This is a genomic window from Prosthecobacter sp. (genome assembly GCF_046154365.1).
GTDB lineage: Bacteria > Verrucomicrobiota > Verrucomicrobiia > Verrucomicrobiales > Verrucomicrobiaceae > Prosthecobacter.
On the sequence record NZ_JBJXFV010000103.1, the window covers coordinates 1 to 23,043 of the forward strand.

Annotated in this window: 29 protein-coding genes; 19 read left to right on the top strand and 10 right to left on the bottom strand. The window is 60.7% G+C overall.

The window, feature by feature from the left end:
• Positions 1-377: 377 nt before the first annotated feature.
• The 3 genes from ACKVY0_RS13345 to ACKVY0_RS13355 all read right to left on the bottom strand — a co-directional run bounded on the left by ACKVY0_RS13345 (position 378) and on the right by ACKVY0_RS13355 (position 2,077).
• Entirely contained in the window at positions 378-509 is a 132-nt protein-coding gene (locus tag ACKVY0_RS13345) for a hypothetical protein (RefSeq protein ID WP_409215319.1), read from the bottom strand.
• Positions 506-1,738, bottom strand: a complete 1,233-nt coding sequence (locus ACKVY0_RS13350) for an MFS transporter (protein WP_409215320.1) — start codon at positions 1,736-1,738, stop codon at positions 506-508. The genes ACKVY0_RS13345 and ACKVY0_RS13350 overlap by 4 nt, the downstream gene beginning before the upstream one ends.
• Positions 1,739-1,825: 87 nt before the next feature.
• The gene (locus tag ACKVY0_RS13355; RefSeq protein ID WP_409215321.1) at positions 1,826-2,077 is read right to left on the bottom strand and encodes a hypothetical protein; all 252 of its coding nucleotides are present in this window, start codon (positions 2,075-2,077) and stop codon (positions 1,826-1,828) included.
• Between the two features lie 197 nt (positions 2,078-2,274).
• On the opposite strand from ACKVY0_RS13355, the gene ACKVY0_RS13360 reads away from it, so the two are divergent.
• The 18 genes from ACKVY0_RS13360 (at position 2,275) to ACKVY0_RS13445 (ending at position 13,805) form a co-directional block, all read left to right on the top strand.
• Positions 2,275-3,294, top strand: coding sequence for a hypothetical protein (locus tag ACKVY0_RS13360; protein ID WP_409215322.1), 1,020 nt, complete (start codon positions 2,275-2,277; stop codon positions 3,292-3,294).
• 48 nt (positions 3,295-3,342) lie between these two features.
• Positions 3,343-3,915 carry a hypothetical protein gene (locus tag ACKVY0_RS13365; RefSeq protein ID WP_409215323.1) on the top strand — a complete coding sequence of 191 codons (573 nt, stop codon included), beginning with the start codon at positions 3,343-3,345 and terminating at the stop codon, positions 3,913-3,915.
• Between the two features lie 12 nt (positions 3,916-3,927).
• Positions 3,928-4,665 (top strand): TlyA family RNA methyltransferase, encoded by a 738-nt coding sequence (locus ACKVY0_RS13370; protein WP_409215324.1) that lies wholly within the window; start codon positions 3,928-3,930, stop codon positions 4,663-4,665.
• 197 nt (positions 4,666-4,862) lie between these two features.
• Positions 4,863-5,285, top strand: coding sequence for a type II secretion system protein (locus ACKVY0_RS13375; RefSeq protein WP_409215325.1), 423 nt, complete (start codon positions 4,863-4,865; stop codon positions 5,283-5,285).
• A gap of 134 nt (positions 5,286-5,419) precedes the next feature.
• Positions 5,420-5,821: a hypothetical protein gene (locus ACKVY0_RS13380; protein ID WP_409215326.1), complete on the top strand. Its 402-nt coding sequence runs from the start codon at positions 5,420-5,422 to the stop codon at positions 5,819-5,821.
• Between the two features lie 39 nt (positions 5,822-5,860).
• Positions 5,861-6,349, top strand: a complete 489-nt coding sequence (locus ACKVY0_RS13385; protein ID WP_409215327.1) for a LysM peptidoglycan-binding domain-containing protein — start codon at positions 5,861-5,863, stop codon at positions 6,347-6,349.
• A gap of 2 nt (positions 6,350-6,351) precedes the next feature.
• Positions 6,352-6,969: an N-acetylmuramoyl-L-alanine amidase gene (locus tag ACKVY0_RS13390; RefSeq protein WP_409215328.1), complete on the top strand. Its 618-nt coding sequence runs from the start codon at positions 6,352-6,354 to the stop codon at positions 6,967-6,969.
• A 97-nt stretch (positions 6,970-7,066) separates the two neighbouring features.
• A complete protein-coding gene (locus ACKVY0_RS13395; protein ID WP_409215329.1) occupies positions 7,067-8,077 on the top strand; it encodes a polyprenyl synthetase family protein in 1,011 nt (336 codons plus the stop codon).
• A gap of 54 nt (positions 8,078-8,131) precedes the next feature.
• Positions 8,132-8,827: a RadC family protein gene (gene radC, locus ACKVY0_RS13400; protein WP_409215330.1), complete on the top strand. Its 696-nt coding sequence runs from the start codon at positions 8,132-8,134 to the stop codon at positions 8,825-8,827.
• An 80-nt stretch (positions 8,828-8,907) separates the two neighbouring features.
• Complete coding sequence (locus ACKVY0_RS13405; RefSeq protein WP_409215331.1) at positions 8,908-9,102, top strand: hypothetical protein; 195 nt, start codon at positions 8,908-8,910, stop codon at positions 9,100-9,102.
• A gap of 4 nt (positions 9,103-9,106) precedes the next feature.
• On the top strand, positions 9,107-9,532 hold the full coding sequence (locus tag ACKVY0_RS13410; RefSeq protein WP_409215332.1) for a type II toxin-antitoxin system VapC family toxin: 426 nt from the start codon (positions 9,107-9,109) through the stop codon (positions 9,530-9,532).
• A 228-nt stretch (positions 9,533-9,760) separates the two neighbouring features.
• Positions 9,761-9,934 carry a hypothetical protein gene (locus tag ACKVY0_RS13415; protein ID WP_409215333.1) on the top strand — a complete coding sequence of 58 codons (174 nt, stop codon included), beginning with the start codon at positions 9,761-9,763 and terminating at the stop codon, positions 9,932-9,934.
• A 75-nt stretch (positions 9,935-10,009) separates the two neighbouring features.
• A complete protein-coding gene (locus ACKVY0_RS13420) occupies positions 10,010-10,423 on the top strand; it encodes a cupin domain-containing protein (protein WP_409215334.1) in 414 nt (137 codons plus the stop codon).
• A gap of 159 nt (positions 10,424-10,582) precedes the next feature.
• Positions 10,583-10,894, top strand: a complete 312-nt coding sequence (locus tag ACKVY0_RS13425) for a hypothetical protein (protein ID WP_409215335.1) — start codon at positions 10,583-10,585, stop codon at positions 10,892-10,894.
• 237 nt (positions 10,895-11,131) lie between these two features.
• Positions 11,132-11,407, top strand: a complete 276-nt coding sequence (locus ACKVY0_RS13430; RefSeq protein ID WP_409215336.1) for a hypothetical protein — start codon at positions 11,132-11,134, stop codon at positions 11,405-11,407.
• Between the two features lie 8 nt (positions 11,408-11,415).
• Positions 11,416-11,865, top strand: a complete 450-nt coding sequence (locus tag ACKVY0_RS13435; RefSeq protein ID WP_409215337.1) for a Spy/CpxP family protein refolding chaperone — start codon at positions 11,416-11,418, stop codon at positions 11,863-11,865.
• Positions 11,840-12,451, top strand: a complete 612-nt coding sequence (locus ACKVY0_RS13440) for an RNA polymerase sigma factor (protein ID WP_409215338.1) — start codon at positions 11,840-11,842, stop codon at positions 12,449-12,451. The genes ACKVY0_RS13435 and ACKVY0_RS13440 overlap by 26 nt, the downstream gene beginning before the upstream one ends.
• A 79-nt stretch (positions 12,452-12,530) precedes the next feature.
• Positions 12,531-13,805, top strand: coding sequence for a carbohydrate porin (locus ACKVY0_RS13445; RefSeq protein ID WP_409215339.1), 1,275 nt, complete (start codon positions 12,531-12,533; stop codon positions 13,803-13,805).
• A gap of 44 nt (positions 13,806-13,849) precedes the next feature.
• On the opposite strand, the gene ACKVY0_RS13450 is transcribed toward ACKVY0_RS13445, so the two are convergent.
• Positions 13,850-14,290, bottom strand: a complete 441-nt coding sequence (locus ACKVY0_RS13450; protein ID WP_409215340.1) for a hypothetical protein — start codon at positions 14,288-14,290, stop codon at positions 13,850-13,852.
• 32 nt (positions 14,291-14,322) lie between these two features.
• Entirely contained in the window at positions 14,323-17,460 is a 3,138-nt protein-coding gene (locus ACKVY0_RS13455) for an efflux RND transporter permease subunit (protein WP_409215341.1), read from the bottom strand.
• A 242-nt stretch (positions 17,461-17,702) separates the two neighbouring features.
• On the opposite strand from ACKVY0_RS13455, the gene ACKVY0_RS13460 reads away from it, so the two are divergent.
• Complete coding sequence (locus ACKVY0_RS13460) at positions 17,703-18,113, top strand: type II toxin-antitoxin system VapC family toxin (RefSeq protein ID WP_409215342.1); 411 nt, start codon at positions 17,703-17,705, stop codon at positions 18,111-18,113.
• An 8-nt stretch (positions 18,114-18,121) separates the two neighbouring features.
• Here the strand turns inward: ACKVY0_RS13460 and ACKVY0_RS13465 are convergent, their stop codons facing one another.
• The 5 genes from ACKVY0_RS13465 to ACKVY0_RS13485 form a co-directional block, all read right to left on the bottom strand.
• Complete coding sequence (locus ACKVY0_RS13465) at positions 18,122-19,348, bottom strand: efflux RND transporter periplasmic adaptor subunit (protein WP_409215343.1); 1,227 nt, start codon at positions 19,346-19,348, stop codon at positions 18,122-18,124.
• Positions 19,345-20,550 carry a TolC family protein gene (locus tag ACKVY0_RS13470; RefSeq protein WP_409215344.1) on the bottom strand — a complete coding sequence of 402 codons (1,206 nt, stop codon included), beginning with the start codon at positions 20,548-20,550 and terminating at the stop codon, positions 19,345-19,347. The genes ACKVY0_RS13465 and ACKVY0_RS13470 overlap by 4 nt, the downstream gene beginning before the upstream one ends.
• A gap of 103 nt (positions 20,551-20,653) precedes the next feature.
• The gene (locus ACKVY0_RS13475) at positions 20,654-21,100 is read right to left on the bottom strand and encodes a hypothetical protein (protein WP_409215345.1); all 447 of its coding nucleotides are present in this window, start codon (positions 21,098-21,100) and stop codon (positions 20,654-20,656) included.
• Between the two features lie 7 nt (positions 21,101-21,107).
• Complete coding sequence (locus ACKVY0_RS13480) at positions 21,108-21,803, bottom strand: Uma2 family endonuclease (RefSeq protein WP_409215346.1); 696 nt, start codon at positions 21,801-21,803, stop codon at positions 21,108-21,110.
• Between the two features lie 51 nt (positions 21,804-21,854).
• The coding region (locus ACKVY0_RS13485) for a 3-dehydroquinate synthase (RefSeq protein ID WP_409215347.1) at positions 21,855-23,043 on the bottom strand (1,189 nt) is incomplete at its 5' end.

A 23,043-nucleotide genomic window follows, 5' to 3' on the forward strand; every position in this document is an offset into this window, starting at 1 on the left:
GTCAGGCTCCCTCTCCCCGGCGAGAGACTTGTTTTGCGTTTGGCTTTCTTTCCGGGGAGAGGGTCGGGGTGAGGGGCCAGATTTGCACCTGGGAATAGGGGCGTCATTATTGCTTAACGGCATTGCCACTAGCCCGACTCCCGCACCGTCGCCGTAAGCGTCAGCACTGCCTGAAAATGGGGTTGCCCCAGGAAAACAGGCCGTTGCGGAACTTTTCGCCCATTTTGCAGGCGATTCAGCAGTAATTGCAGGTGTTTTCGCCCGCTTTGCTGGGTTTTTCGCCCATGTTACCGCCGCTGGCCCGGCTTTTGCTGTTTTTCGCTACTTTGCGGCCATGTGTCCAGCGATGAACGGGTGTTTTGGCCCCGTTGCAGACGTTAGCGAAGGCATTGCAGCGGTTGCAGGCGTTGTTGCAGCGGTTTGAGAGGTTCTTGCAGCGGTGGGAGCGGCGGCTGCGATGACTTGCAAAGCGCCTGCCAGCGCTGGCTGGTGCGGGTTGTGCGACTCATAGCCGCTCCGCTGGTGCAACCGGGCGGAGGCGGTCGGTGGGGTCGCTGCTGCGGCGTCGGACGGTGATGAAGCAACTGGCGGAAAGGATGGAGAGGCCGCAGAGGATGGCGAAGGTGTCGAAGGACATGATTTTGACCATGGCGAAGGCCAGCGAAGGAGCGACGAGGCCGCGCATGCCGGTGAGGAAGGTGTGGACGCTCATGTACTCGGCGACGGCGTGTTTGGGGGCGAGTTTGGTGACCCAGAGCGCCCAGGTGACGTTGCCGCCGGCGTTGGCGATGCCCCACAAGGCCATGCCGAAGGTCCACCAGCCGAGGCCATGGCCGAGGTAGAAGCAGAGGATGCCGGCGGCGAAGATGACATTCAAAACGGCACGCACGGTGAAGAGATGAAAGCGGTCGTAGATGAGGCCCCAAGGATAGGAAAAAATAACGCGGGCGAGCACTGGCACGACGCCGGTGATCCAGGCGACCTCGAAGGAGGGAAGATTGATGCCGTGGCGTGGATTGGCGAGGTATTCGACGAAGAGGCTGCAGGCGGCGAGGTTGCCGACGCCCATCATCATCCAAGAGATGAGCAGGGTGCGGAAATCACGGTCTTCACGCACCCAGCGCCAGGCGCTGCCGAGATTGGTGCTGGAGTTTTCGGGTGCTTCCCAGGGCGTAGCGGGCAGGCCGTAGGTCCAGAAGCCGGAGATGAAGCCGCTGGCGGCAAAGGCCCAGAGCAGCCAGGTGTAATAGTCGAGGTTCCAGCCGAGCAGTTTGCCGCCAAGGAAGCCGAAACACATGGCGGCGGCAGCGCGGGTGACGCCGGTGACGGCATAGAGCTTACCGCGGACGACGGCGGGGTAGTTGATGCGGTAGATTTGCGTCAGCAGCGGGATCTGCATGGACAAGCAGAACAGCCCGAAGCTGAGGCCGACGATGTAGAGCAGCGGATCGTGCGGAAAAGCGGCTGAGACGGCCATGCAGGCACCACCAAGCATCTGCACCTTCGCCGCAGTACGCGGGATGGTGCTTTTGGCCCGCAGGAGCAGCGGAACGACGAACAAACTCGCGACCATGCCGCCGCTGGTGGCGCTGAGGAAGACGGACTTCGCCACATCGCTCATATGAAACACCCGAACGGCGATGAGCATGCCGAAGGTGGCCGTCAGCGTGTCGATAACACCCGAGGGCAGCGAGCGCCAAAGCTCGTTGCGGAAGGTGCGGGAGGTGTCCGGGGTCACGCATGCTTCATCGCATGCGCATGGCGCGGAGTCCAGCGTTGGCCGGTGAGGCATTCTCACCGGCCGATATGACTAACTGAACCGAACTCAGGCGGCTTTTTTCGACTTCTTGGCTGCGGGAGCCTTGGCTGGGGCAGGAGCGGGCTTCTTCACGAGCTTCGGCGCTGGCATCGGGACGATGGTGAGCCACTCTTGGTAGTGCAGCCAGGTGTCGCTGGCTTCGTCGCGGAGGTAGTCGGCGGCGGAGAGCATGCCACGCTTCTGGAAGTCGAGGATTTCCGCTTTGGTGAAGGGGCCGAATTCAACGAAGGCGCGGCTGAGATATACGAGGTCTTTCATGGGTTTTTATTGGGTTTTAGGTTTTTGGGGAGCGGTCGGTAGCACCACACGCGATACGGAACAAGCAAAAATCCTGCCACAGTTCCCCACATTCTGCCGGTGCCGGGCAACAGGCCGGAAATGGCTCGATTTTTTATGTCTGGCCGGGATGCGCGCTTGCGGCATCCCACCTCGGCTTCTAACTTATATGACAAGTAATGATCATTTGCCTCGAATCGTCCATCCTCGGCGGGTATCTCACCAATGAAGTGCCTGGTTTGGTCACTGGTGTGTTCCATATTGCCGGCCAGAGCCAGCCCGTGCGGGTCGAATTGGTGGGCAATTTTTTGCGCGACATCGCCGGGTGCCGGGTGGATTTCCACAATCCTCTGCCGGAGGGCAATGAGGAGCATGTGGCGGCGGTGGCTCCGCTTCAGCATGGCTATAGCGGCCTCATGACGGCTTCGTATCGGGTGGCAAAGCTGCCCCGCCGTCGGTCCCAGTCGAGTGCGCCGGGTCCGCCAGTGCCGTCAGGATTGAAAAATCTGCTGTTCTTCGAATGGTTCAATCAAGACCACCAGCGCATCCTCATTCAGTCCTGGCATCTGCAACTGCGGGTGTCCTCGCCACGCTGGCAGCTCACCAAGGAGGAGGAGGCCGCCTTGCTGCGTCAGAACCGGGCACGGCGGAAGTATTTTTTGCTTGGCAAACGGAACCAGAAGTCCAAGTCCACCGATGCGCTGCACAGCCCTGGTTTTGATGATCCGTTCCAGCCGACCAAGCCGGGTAGCGACCCGTTCGGAGCGGTGAAACAGGACCCCACCGTTGAACCACCGCGTAAAACCAGTGCCAAGGCCCGGAATAGCGAGGGGAAAGACCCTGCTGCCCGTTCTGCCGCGCTGGCGAAGGAACTGCGGCGTTTCCAAGGATTGCTCGTCTTCAACGACGAGGTCCGCACCCGGCCTGCGGTGCTGCGCCTGCTTGCCACGGTGGCGGATCTGGCGGCGCATCTCATTCATGTGCTGGGCCAGTTTGCAGAGGCGGGGAAGGATCAGTGGCAGTTTCTCATTGTCGATTTGGAACAGAGCCTGCCCTTGTTTGCCGCCGCCTTGAACGCCACGGACAAGCTTGTGCAGCAGCATCCTGATGGTGCGGATATGGAATGGCTTGCCGGAGTCCAGGCCAGTCTGTTGAATATTGAGCTGCGCATGCGCGAACTGCTCGGGCTGCTGCGATGACTGTGAGCGGGGTTGATCCGCACGAGGCTTGCGTTTAGCATGCGCGCCATGCGTCTCTCTCACTTTGCCCTGGCCCTCACGATCATCCTGCTCGCCATCACCGGTTATCTGGCCTGGGAGGCGCAGGAGGAGGCCAAAGGCGCGCGCAAAGAACTCGAACTCGTGCGCCGGCAGCAGTCGGCGCGCGAATCAGTGATGCCGACGAAGCCCATCACGGTCGCGTCATTGCCGCCGGAACTTTCGGCTCCGCCTGCTGCCTCGATTCCGCCGTTGGCAGGCAGTGCGTTGATGCCCGGCACACCTACTGCGACGCCCTCACCAGCGCCTGTCGCCGCACCTTTGACCGCGCTGCAAAAACAGCTCCTCGGCATGCCGGCGGTGGCAAAAGTGACCGAGGTGCAAAAAGACCAGGGGTTCGCCGTCATCAGCGCCGGCAAGGACAAACAGCTCACTCCCGGCATGAAATTTGATATTCGTCGCGGCGACGGCCTGGTGGGTCGCGTGATCGTGGGAGAAACCATCGATGCCGCCGAGTCGGTCGTTGACATTGACAGCACCGTCACGCTGCCGGGCGTGAGCATTGAGGCCGGGGACGAAGTGATCCTGCCGGTTCGGAAATAAGCACCGCTCCGCATGCCACGCGAACGTCTTGATCTCGCCCTGGTGAAGCTGGGTATGGCGTCGTCGCGTGAGCAGGCCAAACGCCTCATCATGGCAGGGGAGGTCAGCGTGGAGGGGCGGCGCATCACACAGCCAGGATGGCTGTTGCGCGAACAGCAGCAGATCGTCGTGCGCCAGTTGCCGAAGTTCGTTAGCCGCGGTGGTTTGAAACTCGAAGGTGCGCTAGAGCACTTTGGCATTGATGTGACGGGCCTGACAGCCTTCGATGTGGGGGCTTCCACCGGCGGATTCACCGACTGTTTGCTGCAACGCGGCGCAGTGAAGGTCTTTGCCTACGATGTGGGGACCAATCAGCTTGCCTGGAAGTTGCGCAGCGATCCGCGGGTGGTTTCGCGTGAGCAGTTCAATCTACGCCACATGCGGCGCGAGGATGTGGGCCAGGAGGTGGACATCCTCGTGGCCGACCTCTCATTCATCTCACTCACACTGGTGCTACCGGCCGCGCTGCAGGTGCTACGGGCCGGCGGACACGCGGTGGTGCTGGTCAAGCCGCAGTTTGAGCTGTCGCGTGAGGAGGTAGGCAAGGGCGGCATCGTGCGTGAGCCGGAACTGCACGCCAAAGCCTGCGCGCGCATTGAGGACTTCGTGTCTTCACAGCCGCAGCTTCACTGGCGTGGCTTGATCGAGTCATCTATCCAGGGCACCGAGGGCAATCGGGAGTTTCTCGCTTGGTTCAGTGTCAGGGAGTGAGCGGTCCTGCCCGGTGGACGATGCCCAAGAGCATAGAAAGCCAACGGACGTGTGCAGCGGCGACGTAGGCATGGGCTTCTCAGTTGCCAAATTATCATTTTTGAGGCTTCTAAATGAGATAATGTAACAATTTGATAAAACCGTACTTGTGCTTTTGCGATAATTATCATAAAATACCACCATTCACACAAGCAGCCATGAAAACGATTCTTCAATCTTCCGTTCGTCGCCCAAATCGCTCTGGCTTCAGTCTCTTTGAGGTTCTGATGCTTATCGCTGTACTAGGTGTCATTTTGGGCATCACTGTTCCCATGCTAAGCCATAACGGTAGCGTTTATGCCGCACGTGACCGTCGCAATGCCCAGGAATTGTCCTCGACCAGCATAATGGCGCAGGCAGCCGGGTTGAATTTTGTTCAGGGCGAAGATGTGTTCGACACAGTGCGCGCCATCGTCCGTGGCGGCATGCCGGTGCGTGGAGCCTTGAAGGGGAAAGTCTTTGTCGTTCCAGGACTCAGTGAAGAAGACATCCAAGGAGCCGCCAAATATCTGCGCATTCAAAACGGCGAACTGCTCTACACGAACAGCGAAACTGTTCAGTCTGGCGGCCAGCGCATGTAGGTGACTGGGATGGGGGGTGCGAATGACGCGGCCCAGGTCGGTTTGACCGCTCTCACTGCGATTCTTTGAGCCTACCAAGTTCAGGATGTGTTTTGTCTTGCCTGTCGGCGTCGTTTCTTCCAGCATGTGTCTTCATGAACTCTGCATTCATTAAAAAGAACTGGTATCTCCTCACTCCGGCGGCAATCCTGCTCATTCCGATGCTGATGGTTTTGTTTTGCACCGTCAACTACGGGTACAGCATCGCTGAATCCATGAAGGCGGTGCGTTATTTCGGCTCCACCAACACGCGTTATGCCCAAGGATTTTCCGAGCGGAAATTTAAGATGGTGAAGGTCGGTATGGACGGCAGGGTGGTTTACAACACAATCAAGAACCCCATGCAGCGCAACATGCCCGAAGATACGGAATGGCGTTACAGCCTGCCCGGCAGCGGCACCGAGTACTATCACGAGCGTACCCTCATTCTGGAGCAGGACAAAAACGGCATTCCGCGTGTGAAGCAGAAGGTCAGCCGTTTTCACACGCCGGATTGATTCATGCGCGAACCACGCGAAAGTGCTGATCGAACCCGCATGAGTCATCTCACCAATCATCTGCTCAAAACTTGTTCCGCCGCCGTCGTGGCGTTGCTGTTGGCGTCCTGCCAGAGTTCCACGCACATCAAGGGGTTGCCGAAAAACCTGCCTGTCATCAATCTGCACGGCTCACCCAGCACGCCGTCGCACAGCATGTCGCATGCGGATTATCCCTTCGCCGCCAACGGTGACTATAAAAGCGACTGGGCCGCCGAAGGCGGACAGGGGGCCGGTATGGACTACTCCTCCTGGCGCTCTTCGCACGGTGGCTCATCCTCACGCGGACGTTCCTCTTCCTCTAAAAAGAAAACCACCAGCGCGAAGTCCAAATCCAGCGGCAAGGGCGGCTCATACGCCATTAAAAGCGGCGACACACTCTCCACCATCGCCCGCAAAAACGGCACCACCGTCGCGAAACTCAAGGCCGCCAACGGCATGTCGGGCGACATGATCCGTGCCGGCAAAACGCTCAAAATTCCCAAGTAAACGTGCAGCACTGTCTCACACGCATCGCTGCGGTTGGTCTGGCGCTGCTCGTGGGCGGCACGGCGTTCGAGGCAGCGGCCCAGACGCTGCGCTTCTCCACCGTGGTTATTGATGCCGGCCACGGCGGCAAGGATGGTGGTTCGGTGTGGAACGGCCTGATCGAAAAAAAGCTCTGCCTTGATGTCGCCAAGCGTGTCGAGGCCGGTTTGAAGTCACGCGGCCTAAAAACCGTCATGACCCGCCGCACTGATGCGTTTGTGGAGCTGACTCAGCGTGCGCGCCTCGCTAACCGTGTGCCGTCAGCCGTCTTCGTCAGCATTCATTTCAACGGCAGCCGCAAAACCATCATCTCCGGCGGTGAAATCTACTACCGCAGCACTCGCGGCAAGACCCTCGCTACCGCCATCAGCCGCTCCATCAAAAGCCGCGTCATCGGTGGCAGCCGTGGCATTTTTTACGGCAGCTACAAGGTGCTGCGCGAAACCCAGATGCCCGCCGTGCTCGTTGAATGCGGTTACATCAGCAACAAGCGCGAGGCGCTGCGTTGCGCCGATCCCGCTCATCGCCAGAAGCTTGCCGACGCCATCGTCAGCGGCCTGCTCGCCGCCAGAGCACGGTGATGGAGTTGAAGCTTTCATTTCTTTTGAAAGTTCGTGTTTGCGAGGCAACGGCACGGCATTTGACGAAGCCCCTGCCGTGGTGGATGAAATGGCAGACATGTCAGTTCCCACCGTCAGCGCCAGCAATCCTGTCTTCCCGTTCCATCTCGTGCGGAAAGACCTCGAGAGCGTGGAAGCCGCCATCCTCGAGCAGGCGCGTGCCTTTGATCCCGGCGTCGAAGGCTACGTCAGCTACGTCTGCCGCACCTCCGGCAAACGCATCCGCCCCGCCCTCGCCGTCCTCGCCGGCGGTGCCACTGGCGGCACGCATGAGGGCCACACGCGCCTCTCCGTCATCCTCGAACTTGTCCACATCGCCTCCCTCGTTCACGACGACATCATGGACGGCGCCGACATCCGCCGCGCCATGCCCACCGCAGTTGCCAAATGGGGCAGCAGCCTCAGCGTCCTCCTTGGCGACAGCCTATTCGCCTACGCGCTCGAACTCGCCACCGAGTTCGACGACACCCAGGTCTGCCGCACCATCGCCAAAGCCTCGCGTGACGTCTGCACGGGGGAAATCCTCCAAACTCAGCGCCGTTTCGACTTCACTCTCTCCGTCACCGATTATCTCAAGATGATCGAGATGAAGACCGCCGCTCTCTTCGCCGCTGCCAGCGAACTCGGAGCCCGTCTCAACAATCAGCCCGACTCCGTGCAGCACGCCCTGCGTGACTACGGCCTCAAACTCGGCACCGCCTACCAGATTTACGACGACTGCCTCGACATCGTAGGCGATGAAAAAACTGTCGGCAAAACCCTCCGCACCGATCTCGCCCGTGGCAAGCTCACGCTGCCCATCCTGTATCTTCTGGAGAGCGCCACCGAAGCGCAGAAGCAAAAGCTCAACCGCATGCTCCTCAAAGGTGAGCCCATGGACACCACCATCCTCGCCGGTATCGCCGACTACGAAGGTGCCGTCGAACGCGCCGTGAAATACGCGCAGAACATGCTCACCGAAGCCCGTTCAGATCTCATCTGCCTCGCCGCCACGCCCCACAAGCAGGCCCTCGAAGACATCGTCGGCTATCTGCACAGCTTGTTGGATCAGTGCCGCGCCATTCATTAAGATCGCTCCGTCCGACATGTCGGACCTGTCAGACTCGTCCGACATCAAACCCGCATGTCCCGCATCCACGACATCCCGGAAAACGACCGCCCGCGTGAGCGCCTCCTCCGCCTCGGCCCCCAGGCGCTGTCCGATGCCGAACTTCTCGCCCTGTTCATCAACACCGGCACGAAAGGCGAAAACGCCCTGCAAATCGGCCAGCGCATCCTGCGTGACCACAAATCCCTGCGCGACCTCTCCCGCCTCGAACCCGCCGTCCTGAGCAAGATCAAAGCCCTCGGCCCCGCCAAGACCGCCAAACTCATCGCCGCCTTCGAGCTTGGCCGCCGCGCCGCGCAGGAGCCCTCGCACGTCGAGGTCATCCTCGATCGCCCGCAGCGCACCTACGACTATATCGGCTCCGAAATGCAGGCCCTCGGCTACGAATCCGTCCGCGTCATCCTGCTCAACACCAGACTCGCCGTCATCCGCGCCGACGAAGTCTTCCGCGGCAGCCTCAATGAATGCACCGCCGCCCCGCGTGATCTTTTGCGAAAGGCCCTCATTCACAACGCCTACGCCTTCATCCTCATCCACAATCACCCCTCCGGCGACCCCACTCCCAGTGACGCCGACCGCCGCATCACCCGCCGCCTCCGCGAAGCCGCCGAAGCCACCGGCCTCCTCCTCCAGGACCACCTCATCATCGGCACGCCTTCCGAATCACGCGCGTTGCCGTATTTCAGCTTCAAGGAGCATGGGATGCTGTAGCAGTGCTGTATTTAGCGAAGGCCACGGCACAAGCGATCACCGAACTTGAAAGCCAGCGCCAGCGATGGCAGCATCCGGCCATGAGCACGACAGCCTTGGAACAAACCGTGTCCGACCTTCAACGCCGCGTGAGCGAGATCGAGGGGAAAATCCGCCGCAAGACGGGCACTGGCTGGCACAAGATTGCAGGAGCAGCCAAGGATGACACCCACTTCAGTGAGGCCATGAAGCTCGGCGCTGAGTGGCGGAAAAAGGCCAACAAGGAGCAATGGTGAGCCGATGTTCGTCGTGCTCGATACCAATCACTTCGCCGAACTCGTGCATGACACTGCGCTCGGCGCACGGCTTAAGACCCGCTTCTCTTCGCGCAAGGCCCAGGTGTTCACCACTGTCATCACCGCGCAGGAAGTTGCCGAAGGCTGGTGCGCTTTCATTCGCAAGCAGAAGGCAGGAACGCCGAAACAAATTCACGGTTATGCACAGTTTCAGCACAGCCTGGAGTTGCTGATGGAACTCTCGATCCTCTCCTTTGATGATCAGGCTGCGGAAATTTTTCGCCGCCTGCGCACAGACCAGCCACAGTCCGGTACCCAGGATCTCAAGATCGCCGCTACTTGCCTCGCCCATGACGCAACCGTGCTCACCCGCAACGTGGGTGATTTCAATAAGGTGCCTGGCCTGCGTGTGGAGAACTGGCTGGATTGATCTCACCATTTATTCGCCTGAATCACGTCCTTTTCGCCCTTGAGGTAGTTCACGAGATTCAGTGAGGCGCGCACGGGCTGGCGGATGCGCATGGCGCGAATTCAGATTGCAGATGACGGTTTGCGGAAGGAGAGGGTGGGCATGGGAGAAGACGAAATCGAGCGCAACATGGGCGTACAGCCTCTGGATGGGATCATGACTGAGCATGAGATCACAAACCATGCCCTGGTGGCTGCCAGCACCGAGCCCATGACGCACAAGGCCGTGCAACGCGCCCGCAAAGGCCGCCGCCTGACCAAGCACATGAAACAGCGCATGGCGGATGCCCTGAACCTGCTCATGAAGCAGCAGGGCAAGGAGATCGAGCGCCCATGGGGCGTGAAGGATTTGTTCACGTATTGATGTGGCAGATCAGATAGGCGCAGGTGCATCGCACGGCTTGCCGTCGCGTTTTCGGCGCGCTAGCATTGCCACACCATGTCTGACTCCATCACCAACCGCCGTTTCGTCACCGCTGCTGAAAAAGTCGATTACCAGTCGCCCTGGACACTCGAAGAGTGGCTCTGCCGCAACGACATCGTGAACAACGAGCACCTCATGATGGTGCGCGCGAACATGGAACCGGGCCGCAGCCATCCGTTTCACTCGCACCCGACGCGGGAGGAGATGATCTACGTCATCTCGGGCAAAGCTGAGCAGTGGGTCGGCCAGCAGCAGAAGATCCTCGGGCCGGGCGACATGGCCTTCATCCCGATGGGCGAAATCCACGGCACCTGGAACGCCGGCGACGAGATGCTCGTCTTCCTCGCGATCCTTTCGCCCGCGAAGGCCGATGAGCCGGGCATCGTCGATCACAGCCAGGAAGAGCCGTGGAAGTCGCTGCGAAAGTAGTCCAGTTGCTGTGCAACTGGTGCCTGGATTAACCTGGAGGCACACCAGCAATATCATGAACGCGGCGGGACAGGGTATGAGGCCGCCGGTGATGCCAAACATCACGATCTGCGGCGTGGTCACGCTGCGGTTGGCGAAGCGCCTAGCGATGTCCTGGGCATGAGCACGCTCGTGAGCGTCCTGTTCCGCGATGCCGTCGTCTTCCGGTTCCTCCACTACGGCGGGTGCATGGCTGTGACCCTGCTGCGCCCCGGTGAAACGCAGCCGATAGGTGTGCGCGTGGTCGCTGTGACCGAGACTCACGACCGCAAGAAACTCGTGTGGCTCCGGCAGCTCGCTGGTGGCCTCCCAGAAGGTGTCTTTGGCTGCAAAGGCGAATTTTTGCGTGCGGCCATCAAGACGGGCGGTTTCGATGCCGAGCTGCGTGCCTTTGGGCCGTGGCACGGATTCACCAGAGGCTTGCACGGATAGATACGGAAGCGCGGCGGTGCATTGGTTTCAAACACGGACACCTCCAGCCAGCCGTGCCCGGTATCGAGCAGCATGCCGCCGTGCGGGAAAGCCACACATGGGCGCTACCACTTTGGATGAGCTGGGTGATGTCGGTCATGGTGTGGTCGAGTCTGAACGCCCGTTTGCAGGATGGAAACCGGAATCGTTTCAAAAAATGATTCAAAAGCCGCCGATGTTCCGCCATAGATGCACGTCATGAACGAAGCCGATCTCAATAACCTGCTCAAACGTGCCGCCACTGCCACGGTGGTGGCGGTGCCTGCATCGCTGGAGGGCACGATCATGGCGCGCGTGCGGACGGATGATGGACGTCAGCGGCGCTGGCGCTCGTTTGTGCAATGGCTGCTGATTTTGGCCACTGTTGCTGGGATCGTGACGGCGGGCATGGTGTGCTGGTCGATGGCTTCCCGCGACACGACGCACACGCTGCCGCCGACGATGCCGCTGTTTCGGGAGGGGCTGTCGCAATGACTTCGCGTGTGAAATGGCTGCTGATCTCGATGTTTGTCTCCGTCGTCCTAGCGGGTGGCACGGCTTGGCTGGTCACGGACTGGGCTCTGCACCGGCATGGTGAAAGTCATGCGCAGGATGGCGCGGATCCCGACTTTCATGCCTGGATGCACGCGCATCTCGACCTCACTCCAGAGCAGCATGACCTGCTGGAGCCAGTCGAAGCCGAGTTCGAGCAGCAGCGTGTGAGATTGCGGGGCGAGATCCGTGCAGCAGGTCTCGAAGTGGCCGCAGCGATCAGTGAGACGAGTGTGGATGACGTGCGCATGAAGGCGGCTTTAGCGCGACTCAATCAAGCTCAAGGCGATCTCCAGCGCATGACGCTGGAGCATTTTTTTGCGATGAAACGCTACCTGCGGCCAGCGCAGGCGAAACGACTGCTGGAGTGGACCCATGACAGCCTTACCCGCGAGCATTGACCTCCTGATTCCGGAGTCGGATGCTGCCAAGCAGGAAGGCGTGGAGCAGCAGAAAATCCGTGCCGCGCAGGCGGGGGACATGGCGGCGTTTGAGTGGATCGTGCAGCAGCATGAGGAGCGGTTGTTTGGCTTCTGCTGCCGCTGGCTGCGCTGTGTGGAGGATGCGCGTGAGGTGTGCCAGGATGCGTTTGTGCGTGCGTGGCAGGCGCTGCCGGAGTTTGAGGGGCGGGCACGGCTTTCGACGTGGCTTTATCAGATCGCGCTGAATTTATGCCGTGACCGGGCCAAGACCCGCGCATCGCGCCAGCGTGATAACACGACCCTGCTTGATGAGGAAGATGGCGGACTTTTTTGCCCAAAACAGTCCCCAGATGCCACGGCGGAGTGGCGCAGTGAGATGCAGAAGCTGGCGCGCGGCCTGGCGGTGCTGCCTGAGAAGCTACGCGTGGTGCTCATGCTCACGACGATGGAAGGCCTGAGTCATGAGGAGTGCGCCGAGGTGCTCAACTGTTCGGTGCGTGGCGTGGAGGGCCGCGTGTACCGCGCACGGCAGTTGCTTATGCAATGGTGGGATGAGGAGCAGTGAGTCTATTCGAGTTTTAGATTTTTATGGGGTCGCTCGCGGGAGATCGTCTGAGAAACGAATCGCTTCCGTGCTCTCACCTATGATCTCCCGTTTCCTCCTTCTGCTTAACCTGGCTCTGACGCCGACATTGTTCTCCCAGCAACCTCAGGGTGCCACGGTGCCAAAGTCGGGGGAGCACTGGCTGGCGCGGCATGGGGTGGTCTTTTCGGGCTGCTACATCGCCGAAGCGCTGGGCAATGTTCACGGCGGGCGGCGCACCGGGGCGGTGTATGATGGGCTGCTGACTCTCTGCGTGGATGTTGAACTGGAGAAACTGAGCGGCTGGCACGGGGCGACGATGCATGCGTCGTTGGTCAATCCGCACGGGTCGAGTCTCACCAACAACTACGTGGGTGACCGTGGCGTGGTGAGCAACATCGATGCGTACGACTCGCTGCGCCTGTATGAAGCCTGGATCGAGCAGGCGGCCTTTGGCGGACGCGTGACGCTGCGCGCGGGCTTCCTGGCGGCGGATGCGGAGTTTTGCGTGACCGACATGGCCGCGCCATTCATCAATGGCTCCTTTGGCGCGCCGACTGGGCTGTCGGGCAATTTTGCCTATTCCAACTATCCGTACAGCGCGCTGGGGCTGAGTTTACACATTGACCTCACACCGGAGTGGTGCGTGCTGCTGGGCGCGTACGATGGCAACGTGGCCCCCGGTGTCTTCCCCGACCCGACACCCGGTGCCGCGCTCTCGAACGAACTGAACCATTACGGCACCCACTTTGCACTACGCCACGCTGAAGGCGCGATGTTCTTTGCCGAGGTGGGCTGGCGGCACGGTGATGCGGGAGAGATCAAGGTGGGCGGCACTTTTCACACGGATGCTTTTGCGGACATCGGCGACGTCACCCTGGCCGCCAATGGCTCACCGCTGGCCCCTGCCGTGGCGCGCAGCAACGAGGGGAACTATGCGCTGTATGCCATCGCTGAGCATGACCTGTGGCGCGCGGCTGGCACGGGTGGCGCTGGTCTCGGCGCATTCATCCGTGGCGTCTTCACGCCGCCTGACCGCAACTTCTTCAGTCACACCGCCGAGGCCGGTCTCGTTTATCGCGGTCTGTTGCAGAGTGAGGCGCGGGACAAGCTGGGCCTCGGCGTGATCTGGCTCGGCATCAGCCCGGAGGTCCGCAACGCGAGCCGGACTGCGGACGTGGCGACGCCGCGTGACGAAGTGGTACTTGAACTCACCTATCAATACGCCGTGACGCCGTGCTGGTCCATCCAGCCCGACGCACAATGGATCTTCAACACCGGCGGAACTGGCGCAGATGCGCTGGTCATCGGCCTGCGGTCCACGCTGTCGTTTTAGGCCATGCGGCAACGGTCGCAATCGCTGTGACCGGGACGTGGTCTTTACTTCTTCTCTGCAGCCGGTTTGCACTCACACAACCACTCGGCCTTTTTGCATTCCTCACAGGTGGTCGTGTTGTATTCCAGGCGGGCAGTGATGGCTTTGGCCTTGGCGGTGTCCTTGTATTGTAGGATGAGCCATTCGCCGGCTTTGACGACGGGAACGACGAAGCCCTTGGCATCCTTCTCCACGACGAGCTTGACGGGTTTGTCGCGGTCGCCGGTGGTGGCAGTGAGCGCCTGTTCGGTCATGGCGACGGGCTTCATGTCCTTGTCGAGCAGGGCAATGTGAAATTTGTCGCCTTTGACGGTGACTTCGCCATGCATGGATTCGTTTTTGCTGAATTCGAGGATGCGGCCTTTGTTGGGGCCGAGTTCGACGCCTTCATGTGCGAACGCGACGGCGGTGATAAGGCTGAGCAGGGTGATGAGCTTGGTTTTCATAGGGTGCGTGGTGTGTTGGTTGGGTTGGGTTTTTATTGGGCTGAGTCGGCATGGCCGACCACAGCAGATTCGGCGGCCTTGCGGCCAAAGAGATAAAAGACGGCCGGCGTGACCATGAGGTCGAGGAAGGTGCTGCTCACGAGGCCGCCGACGATGACGACGGCCACGGGATGCAGGATTTCCTTCCCCGGCTCATGCGCGGCGAGCAGCAGCGGAATCAAGGCGATGCCAGCGCTGAGGGCGGTCATCAGCACCGGCACCAACCGCTCCAGCGTGCCGCGCACGATCATCGGTGCGCCGAAGCGTGCGCCTTCATGTTTCATCAGGTGCAGGTAATGGCTGATCATCATGATGCCGTTGCGCGCCGCCACACCGCCGACGGCGATGAAACCGACGATGGTGGCGATGCTGATGTTATCAATGAGCACCCAGGTCAGCGCGAGGCCGCCCATCAGCGCGAGCGGGATGTTCAGCATGACCTGCAAGGCCAGCGAGAGGCTGCGGAAGTAGCCATACAGCAGCACGGCCACCGCCAGCAGCACGAGGCTGAAATAAAACGCAATGCGCTGCGCTGCCGCCTGCTGCGCCTGGAACTCACCCTCGAAACGCAGGTGGTAGCCCTCCGGCAGCTTCACGTTCTCGCGCACAGCCGTCTCCCACTGATTGACGAGCGATTCGAGGTCGCGCACGGCGGTGTTGGCACCAATGACGATGCGGCGCTGGGTGTTTTCACGATTGATGACGTTCGGTCCCTTGCCCTCGCGGATGTCCGCAACGAGCCGCAAGGGAATGCGCTGGCCGCGCTCGGTCTCGATGAGCAGCTCGCCCAGTTTATCCGGCGAATCACGCCAGGTTTCCGGCAGTCGCAGCACCAGATCGACGGTGCGCTGGCCTTCACGCAGTTCAGCGAGCGTTTTGCCACCGAGCAGCGTTGAGACTTGTTCATTGAGTGTTCCAGGCTGCACCCCGTATGCGACGGCCCGCTCACGGTTTACTTCGATCTTAATTTGAGGAATCGGCACCTGCGCTTCAAGGTTCACATCGGTCAGCCCTGGAATGGTCTTGGCGAGGTCGCGCACCTGCGCCCCTTTTTCACGCAGCACGTCCAGATCGGGGCCGAAGATCTTCACGGCGATCTTGGCCGACACGCCGCTGAGCATGTGCGACAGGCGATGCCCGATGGGCTGGCCGACATTGAGGAAGGTTCCGGGGATGGCTTTGAGCTTGGTGCGAATCTCCGCAAACACGAGTTCACGTGAGCGTCCGGTCTCACGAAACTCGACATCGAACTCATTCACGCTCACCGGCATGACGTGGTCGTCTTTTTCAGCACGACCTGCTCGGCGGCCCACGCTTTTGACTTCGAAGATGCTTTGCAGCAAACGAACGCCGACTTCGCCGATCTCGTTCGACTGCGCCAGCGAGGTGCCGGGCGCGTTGGCCAGCGAGATGGTGGCGCTGCCCTCATTGAAGGCGGGCAGGAACTCTTTGCCCATCAGCGGATACAGCATGAACGAGGCGATGAGCAGGATGCCTGCGATGGCGATGACGAGCATCGGTGCGCCGAGCGCCACGCGCAGAAAGGTGCGCTGCACCATGGACTTCATGCCACGCACCAGAAAGCCGTCGCCGTGACTGCCAGCCGCCGGTTTCAGCAGCAGCGAGCACAGTACTGGAATCACCGTGAGGCTCACGACAAACGAAGCGGCCATGCTGGTGATCGTGGCGATGGCAATCGGCGTGAACAGCCGGCCTTCGATGCCTTCCAGGCCAAACAACGGCAGGAACACGAGAATGATGAGCACCGTGGCATAAAGAATGGAGTTCCGCACTTCGCCGGACGCTCGCGCGATGACTTCGAGCGTCGTGCTTATCCGCGACTCGCTCGAATCACTGGCTTGCAGCACCGCTCTGCTCTCCCGCAGCCGCCGCCAGACGTTTTCCACATCCACAATCGCATCATCCACGACCATGCCGATGGCGACGGCGAGTCCACCGAGCGTCATGGAATTCACGCTGATGCCAAAGATTTTGAAGATGATGATCGTCACCGCAAACGACAGCGGCATGGCCATGAGCGTGATGGCGGTGGTGCGGAAGTTCAGCAGGAATAGAAACAGGATGATCGTGACCATGATCGCGCCGTCGCGGATGGCTTCTTTGAGATTGCCGATGGCATGCTCGATGAAGTCGCCCTGGCGGAACAGAATCTCCGCGGTGACGCCGGCCGGCAGGGATGGGCGCAGTTCTTCGAGCGCGGTTTCGATGTCCCGTGAGAGCTTGAGCGTGTCAAAGCCGGGCGCTTTGTCGATGCTGAGCACCACGCCCATCGTGCCGTTCACGCTGGCATCGCCGCGCATCGGCTGCACGGCGTGTTTGACCTCTGCCACGTCACTGATGAGCACCGGGCGGTCGCCCACGGTCTTGATGACGGTGTGGCCGATGTCCTCCAGCCGTGTCGTCATGCCAAGATTGCGCACCATGATCTCGCGCGGCCCGGCTTGCAGATAACCGCTGGTCGCATTCCCCGCCGCACGGCTCACCGCCGTCTCAACCTCCTCAAACGTGATGCCATAGGCCGCAAGTCGATGCGGACTCGGCTGCACCTGGATCTGCTTCACCCCACCGCCGATGGTGAGCACCTCCGCCACGCCACTGAGGCTCTGCAAGCGCCGTTTGATCGTCCAATCCGCCAGTGTGCGCAGATCCACGGGCAAAACCTTGCCATCGTTACTGCGCAGCCCGACGAGCAGAATTTCACCCATCAACGACGACACCGGCGTCATGCCCGGTTTGGCCCCCGCTGGCAGTGAATTGAGCACGGACTGCATGCGCTCCTGCACAAGCTGCCGCGCCCGATAAATGTCCGTGCCCCAGCCGAACTCGGCGAACACGAGCGACAGGCCCACGTCCGAATTTGAACGCAGGCGATCCAGCCCGCCGACACCCTGCACCGCGCTTTCAAGCGGCTGTGTGACCAGCGCCTCGACTTCCTCGGGCGCGAGCCCCGGCGCCTCGGTCAAAATTGTGACCGTGGGCTTCGTCATGTCAGGCAACACTTCCACCGGCAACTGAGTGAGTGTTTGCCAGCCAAACAGCAGTACCAGCAGCGCCGCCATCAGGATGAGCGGGCGATGGTGCAGCGAGAAGCGGATGAGGTGGTTTAGCATGGCTGTGCGGCCCTCCTAAGCTGGGATTGACGTGATTGAACCCGTGAAGCAAACTGCCGCATGCCAAAACCTACGGACAGCGCAGCCACCGATGCCTCGCATAGCGAGGCCGAAGGGGCTCTGCCAGCAAAGCAGAAACCGTCACTCCTGGAATTTCTGCTCCGAGAAGAAGACCCGTGGCCGGAAGATTTCTTGCCAGAGCGCTCGTCTAAGATCGAGACGCATCGAGAAGTGTCGTTTGCATGAGCTACCTGCTCGACACGAATATTATCTGCGAGCTGCGGCGCGGAGCCAAATGCCACCCGAATGTGCGTGCCTGGGCCGCGCGAAACATGGATGTCGGCCACTATGTGAGCGTCATCACGCTGGGTGAGATACGCAATGGGATCGAACTCAAGCGCTTGAAAGACCCGGCACGCGCGAGCCAGATCGAGGCAGATTTGATTCAGTTGAAGGCCGAGTACGCGGACGCCTTGTTGCCTCTCAACGAGGCGGCGGCTGACATCTGGGGCAAACTGAACAGCCCCCAAACGCTGCCAACAGCCGACAGCATGATCGCCGCCACCGCGCTGGTTCATGGCTTGACTGTTGCCACGCGGAATGAAGATGATTTCATTCGCTGTGGCGTCTCGGTCGTGAATCCATTCAAATGATGATTTCTTCACGCGGCCACCTCCTTGCACTTGAGCATGGCCACAATGAGCAGTACCAGCAGCAGGCCGCTGGTGCCCGCGAAGAAGGTGGTCAGCATGTTCCAGCCTGAGCCGCCTTCATGATCATGGTCGTCATGGCCTGCGCCACCGGCGGCGATCTGCTCCTTGGTCATCTCGCTGCCATCATCGTTGTGCGGATGGCCGTGCGCGGCATCCATCGCCTCTTTGAGGCTGACGCTGCCTTTGCCGGCGAAGGCCAAGGCGTAGGCACCGCGAGTGACGACTTCATCACCCGGAAACAGGCCTTGCACCACCTCGACGAACTGGTCGTTTTGCGTGCCGAGCACGACGCTGGTTTTCACAAAGGCATTCTTTAGCTCGTAGTCCTTGATATACACGAAGCGTTCCGCCGTGTCGCCCTGCACCGCTGCACGCGGGATGGACATGACGCCCTCACGCGTGCTGACCACGATGCTGAACTCCGCCTTCATGCCGGGACGCAGCAGCTTGTCAGGATTCGGCACATGGAAGGCCGCTTCAATCGTGCCGGTGGTTTCATCCGCCACGGCGGCGATGTGCGCGAGCTTGGCCTCAAAGACACGATCTGGCAGCGCATTGACGCGGATGTGGGCCTTGCTGCCGGGCTGCAACTTGCCAGCGAGATGCTGCGGCACACTGGCAGCGGCTTCAATCGTGCTCAAATCGATGATTTCGATCAGCTCCTGATCCGGTGTGATCGGCTGCCCCGGTACGATGTTCACCTTGGAGACCATGCCGCTGATCGGCGCGGTGAGTTTGATCACCGGTGGTGGATCACCGGGCTGGCGGCTTTCCACCCACGCGACTTCGCTGTCCACCTCCACCTCTTGATGCGGAATCACGATCACGGAGAACGCACGGCCCGGAATGCGACTGCTGACGATGGCTTTCTTGCCAGGCAGCACCTCGATGTGACCGAGCGCGAAGATGGTTTCCTCGAACGCAGTCTCCTCCGCTTCCGTGTATTGAAGCTGGAGGTTCGCCACGGCGGCTGCTTCGAGGATGACAGTGTTCTCCTTCCGCTTCGGATCGGCGGCGTGGGTGGATAGAACGCACAGGAGCAGCGTGACATAAGTGCTCAGTGCTAAGTACTTAGTGCTGAGTTTCTGCGCTCTGGACTGAGCACTCAGCACTGAGCACTGAGCACTTGGCAGCGATGATGCAGGACGTGTTCGAATTGAAAAAAGAGTCTTCATGGCTTGCTTGCTCCAGTGGCGGCTTCGTAGCGGATGCGGGCGAGATGGAAGTCCCGCACGGCATCCAGCGCGGCGGCTTCGAGTTGCAGACGTTGATCGCGGGCGCGGAGAACGGTGAGGAGGTCGGTCTGACCGTTCTCGTAGGCCTTTTCGAGCTTGCTCGTCTGCTCAATGACCAGCGGCAGCAGCTTGTCGCGTGTCTCACGGGCGAGATCGGCATGCGCCTGCATCTCACGGCGCGCGGTGTCGGCTTCGCTGGCGATTTGTTTCCCTAGCGCATCTGCTTCGAGCCGCTGGCGCTCAGCCGCGGCCTTTTTCTCCGCGATCTCGCCTTGGTTGCGATTCCAGAAGGGCAGCGGAATGGAGATGCGGAAGCCGACGAAGCCGGTGTTCTCGCGATTGCCAGCGGGCTGGTCCTGCCCCTCGCGCGCGGCAAAGAAGCCGGCGCTGACATCCTGAACGCGCTTCGAGTGAGCGAGCGCGGCATCGGTTTGTGCGGCGGTGGTTTTGGTCTGGGCGAGCTGGTAATCGGCACGCTGCTGCCACGGGGTGATGCCCGGCATGACGAGCGACGGGAGATCACCGCTGATGATGAGCGATTCACGCGGCGCGACGCCGAGCATCGGTTTCAAGGCACCGCGCAGGCTGATGCTTTCGGTTTCGAGCCGCCGTGCTTCGAGCAGCAGCCGCTGCGCATCGACCTGCGCCTGCGCGGCATCCAGCGGTGAGAGTTCACCTTTTTCGGCGCGGCTTTTGGCGAACTCGGAGAGCTTCTTGGCGAGTTCAGTCTGCTGCTGGCGCAGCGCACGTTGTTTTTCAAGCGCCACGATCTTGATCGCGTGGCTGCGTGCTTCGGCAATGAGGCGGCGCTCGGCATCAAGCACTTCGAGTTCGGCGGCGATGACGAGCTGGCTGGTGAGCCGCTTTTCGAGCGAGAGTCGTTTTGTGATTGGGAACGACTGATCAATGGCAAAGACGGCCGTGCGCGGACTGACCCGGCTTTCATTCTGAAAACTGGTTTCCAGCGTCGGATTGGCAAGCCTGCCACTGCCAAGCTGACGTCCGCGTGCTTCTTCGACGGCCATGCGAGCGACTTTGAGCATGGGATGATGGGTGCGCACGCGGGTGGCGATGCCGGAGAGCGAAAACTCTGCCGCGATGCTGAGCGCGGGCAGACTGAGGAATAAGAGAAGGCGAAACATGAATGGAATGAGTTGAGGATTGAGAGCGGCGGACATGGCGATGCGCCATGCGGGTGAATGCGTCAGCAGGGCCGGAAATCGTGTCCGGCGCTGAGCGGGCTTCTCAAATTCTCAACGCGATGGTCTGCACAATCCGGTGCGGCCATTCCTGCATGACGCACCATCGTTTGAAACCGGGCGAGTTTGCCACCGGGAGCGTCACCGTCTGCCGAACGCTGATTTCCCAGACGATTTCCGCGATGACCATCGGCATCGGCGCGGCAAGGTCGAATCCGGCGGCGTTTGGCTGCTTGGCGAGGAGGGCTTCCGTCACCACTGCGTGCTGATGCGTGTCCTCATCCGTTTCATCGTGCTGATGCGGGATGTCGTGATCTTCCACGTCGTGACAAGCGTTGGAATGCGGCCCGTGGCAGTGATCCACCTGCGTGATGTGCTCCACACCGCCGCAGTCGCACATAAAACCGCGATGCAGGCCAAACGTCTGCGCCCAACCGACCGCGAGCAGCGCGATGAGGCCGAGGGTGAGACGTTGATGGCGCGGGGAAAGCATGGCGGGTTCAGCCCTGGAGGGCTTTGAGCTTGGCTTCGAGTTCGGCAACGCGCGCCTCGGCGGCATTGGCGCGTTCTGCGCCGGTGGGAATGACTTTGTCGTGCTGATCCGTCCAGCGCAGCCAAGTGGTGAGCACACCCTCAAAGGTGCCATGCCAGAGTTTCAAGCCGATGCCGAGCTTCTTGAAAAAGATGGGGGCTGGCAGCGGCTCGTAGCCGTCACCGACGAGCACGAACACCGCGATATCGTCCGCTTGAATCTGGTGCTCCGTGTCGAAGACCACATAGAACGGGATGCGGATGGCGGCGTAGTGATCCATCTTGGTGCTGCGCTCGCCGCCGCGCTTGTCGCTGACGATTTCGATCACCACGTCAGGGCCTTTGCCGCGTTCCCAGATGAAGTAGGAGAGGTGTTTCTTGTGCTCGGTCCAGTCGGGCGGCAGGCTCACATCCAGGCTGAGCATGACATCCGGCACGACGGGCGTCTGCTTAGGCTCATGAAAGAGACCCACATTTGCCATGGCCAGAAAGGGGCGTTCCACCTGCCAGGAGCCGTAGAGCGGCTCGGTGAGCAGACGCATCTGTTTTTCGTGCTTGATGTCCCGCATGGTGCCCTCGTCTTGAATAATCAAGCCGCTGACATCGGGAATGGGGATGTCCCATTCCAGATCTGGCTCGGTCGCTGCTGCGATGACCTTTGGCATAGCGGCACTATGCGCGGCAGGCGGGCGGCGGGCAAATGAAAAGCCGGGAGGTCAAGCGCGGCGCTGCTTCAGCTCCACGAGCGCATTGAGGATCTTCACGCGGTTCATCTCGTGAACTTCGAGCTTGGTGCCGATTTCGGAAATGAGGGTGATGGTCAGCTCGCCGCCGAGGTGCTCGCGGAATTCCTCAAGACCCTCGAGGACGGCGGGTTCGCCGCTGCGGCCGTTGTCGAGCAGATGCGCGGAATAGGTGGCAAAGCCGATGCGCTCAATGAGCTGGAGCACGCGCTCGCAGGTTTCGGCATCGAGCATGCCCTGCATGCGGGAATAGACGAGATCAACGGCGATGCCGATGGCCACGGCCTCGCCGTGCGTGACGGCAAAGCGGGAAATCTGCTCCAATTTGTGCGCGGCCCAGTGGCCGAAGTCGAGCGGGCGGGCGGAGCCGAGTTCGAAGGGATCACCGCCGGTGGCGATGTGTTCGACGTGGAGTTCAGCGCTGCGCTGGATGACTTTTTCGATCGCGTCCTGCTTCAATGCGGCGAGATCATCGCCCATGGCCTCGATTTGCTCAAAAAAGGCGCGGTCGCGGATGAGCGAGACTTTGATGGCCTCGATGATGCCGTTGCGGCGTTCACGCTGCGGCAGGGATTCGAGGAAGGCGAAGTCGTTCACCACGGCAAACGGGACGGCGAAGCTGCCGATCCAGTTTTTTTTGCCGAAGTAGTTCACGCCGTTCTTTACGCCGACGCCGCCATCGCCTTGAGACAGTGTCGTGGTGGGAAAACGCACATGGCGGATGCCGCGATGCGCCGTGGCGGCTGCAAAACAAACGAGATCGAGCACGGCACCACCGCCGATGACGAAGACGTAGCTGTGACGGTCCAGCGCGGCTTCGTTGATGGCGTCCCAGCAGCATTCGACGAGGCGCAGGTCATTTTTGCAGGACTCACCACCAGGGATGACGATGGGCGTGTCCGTCAGCGTGAAGGTCTCCGCATGGGCTTCACCATAACCGACGATGTCGTCGATAAGATCGCGGTTCGCGTTGGCGACGGCTTCATCGACGAAAACGAGGACGCGCGGCAGTTTGTGCGGCTGGCCGAGTTTGAGAAGATCGCGGATGGTGTTGTTCCTGGGCGCGAAGACTTCTCTCGTGAACAAGATGCGGTGGGTGTGTTCGAGCCTGATTTGTTTCTCCAGCATTGGGGGGCGGGTTCTTTGCCTGTGACCGGGGTTG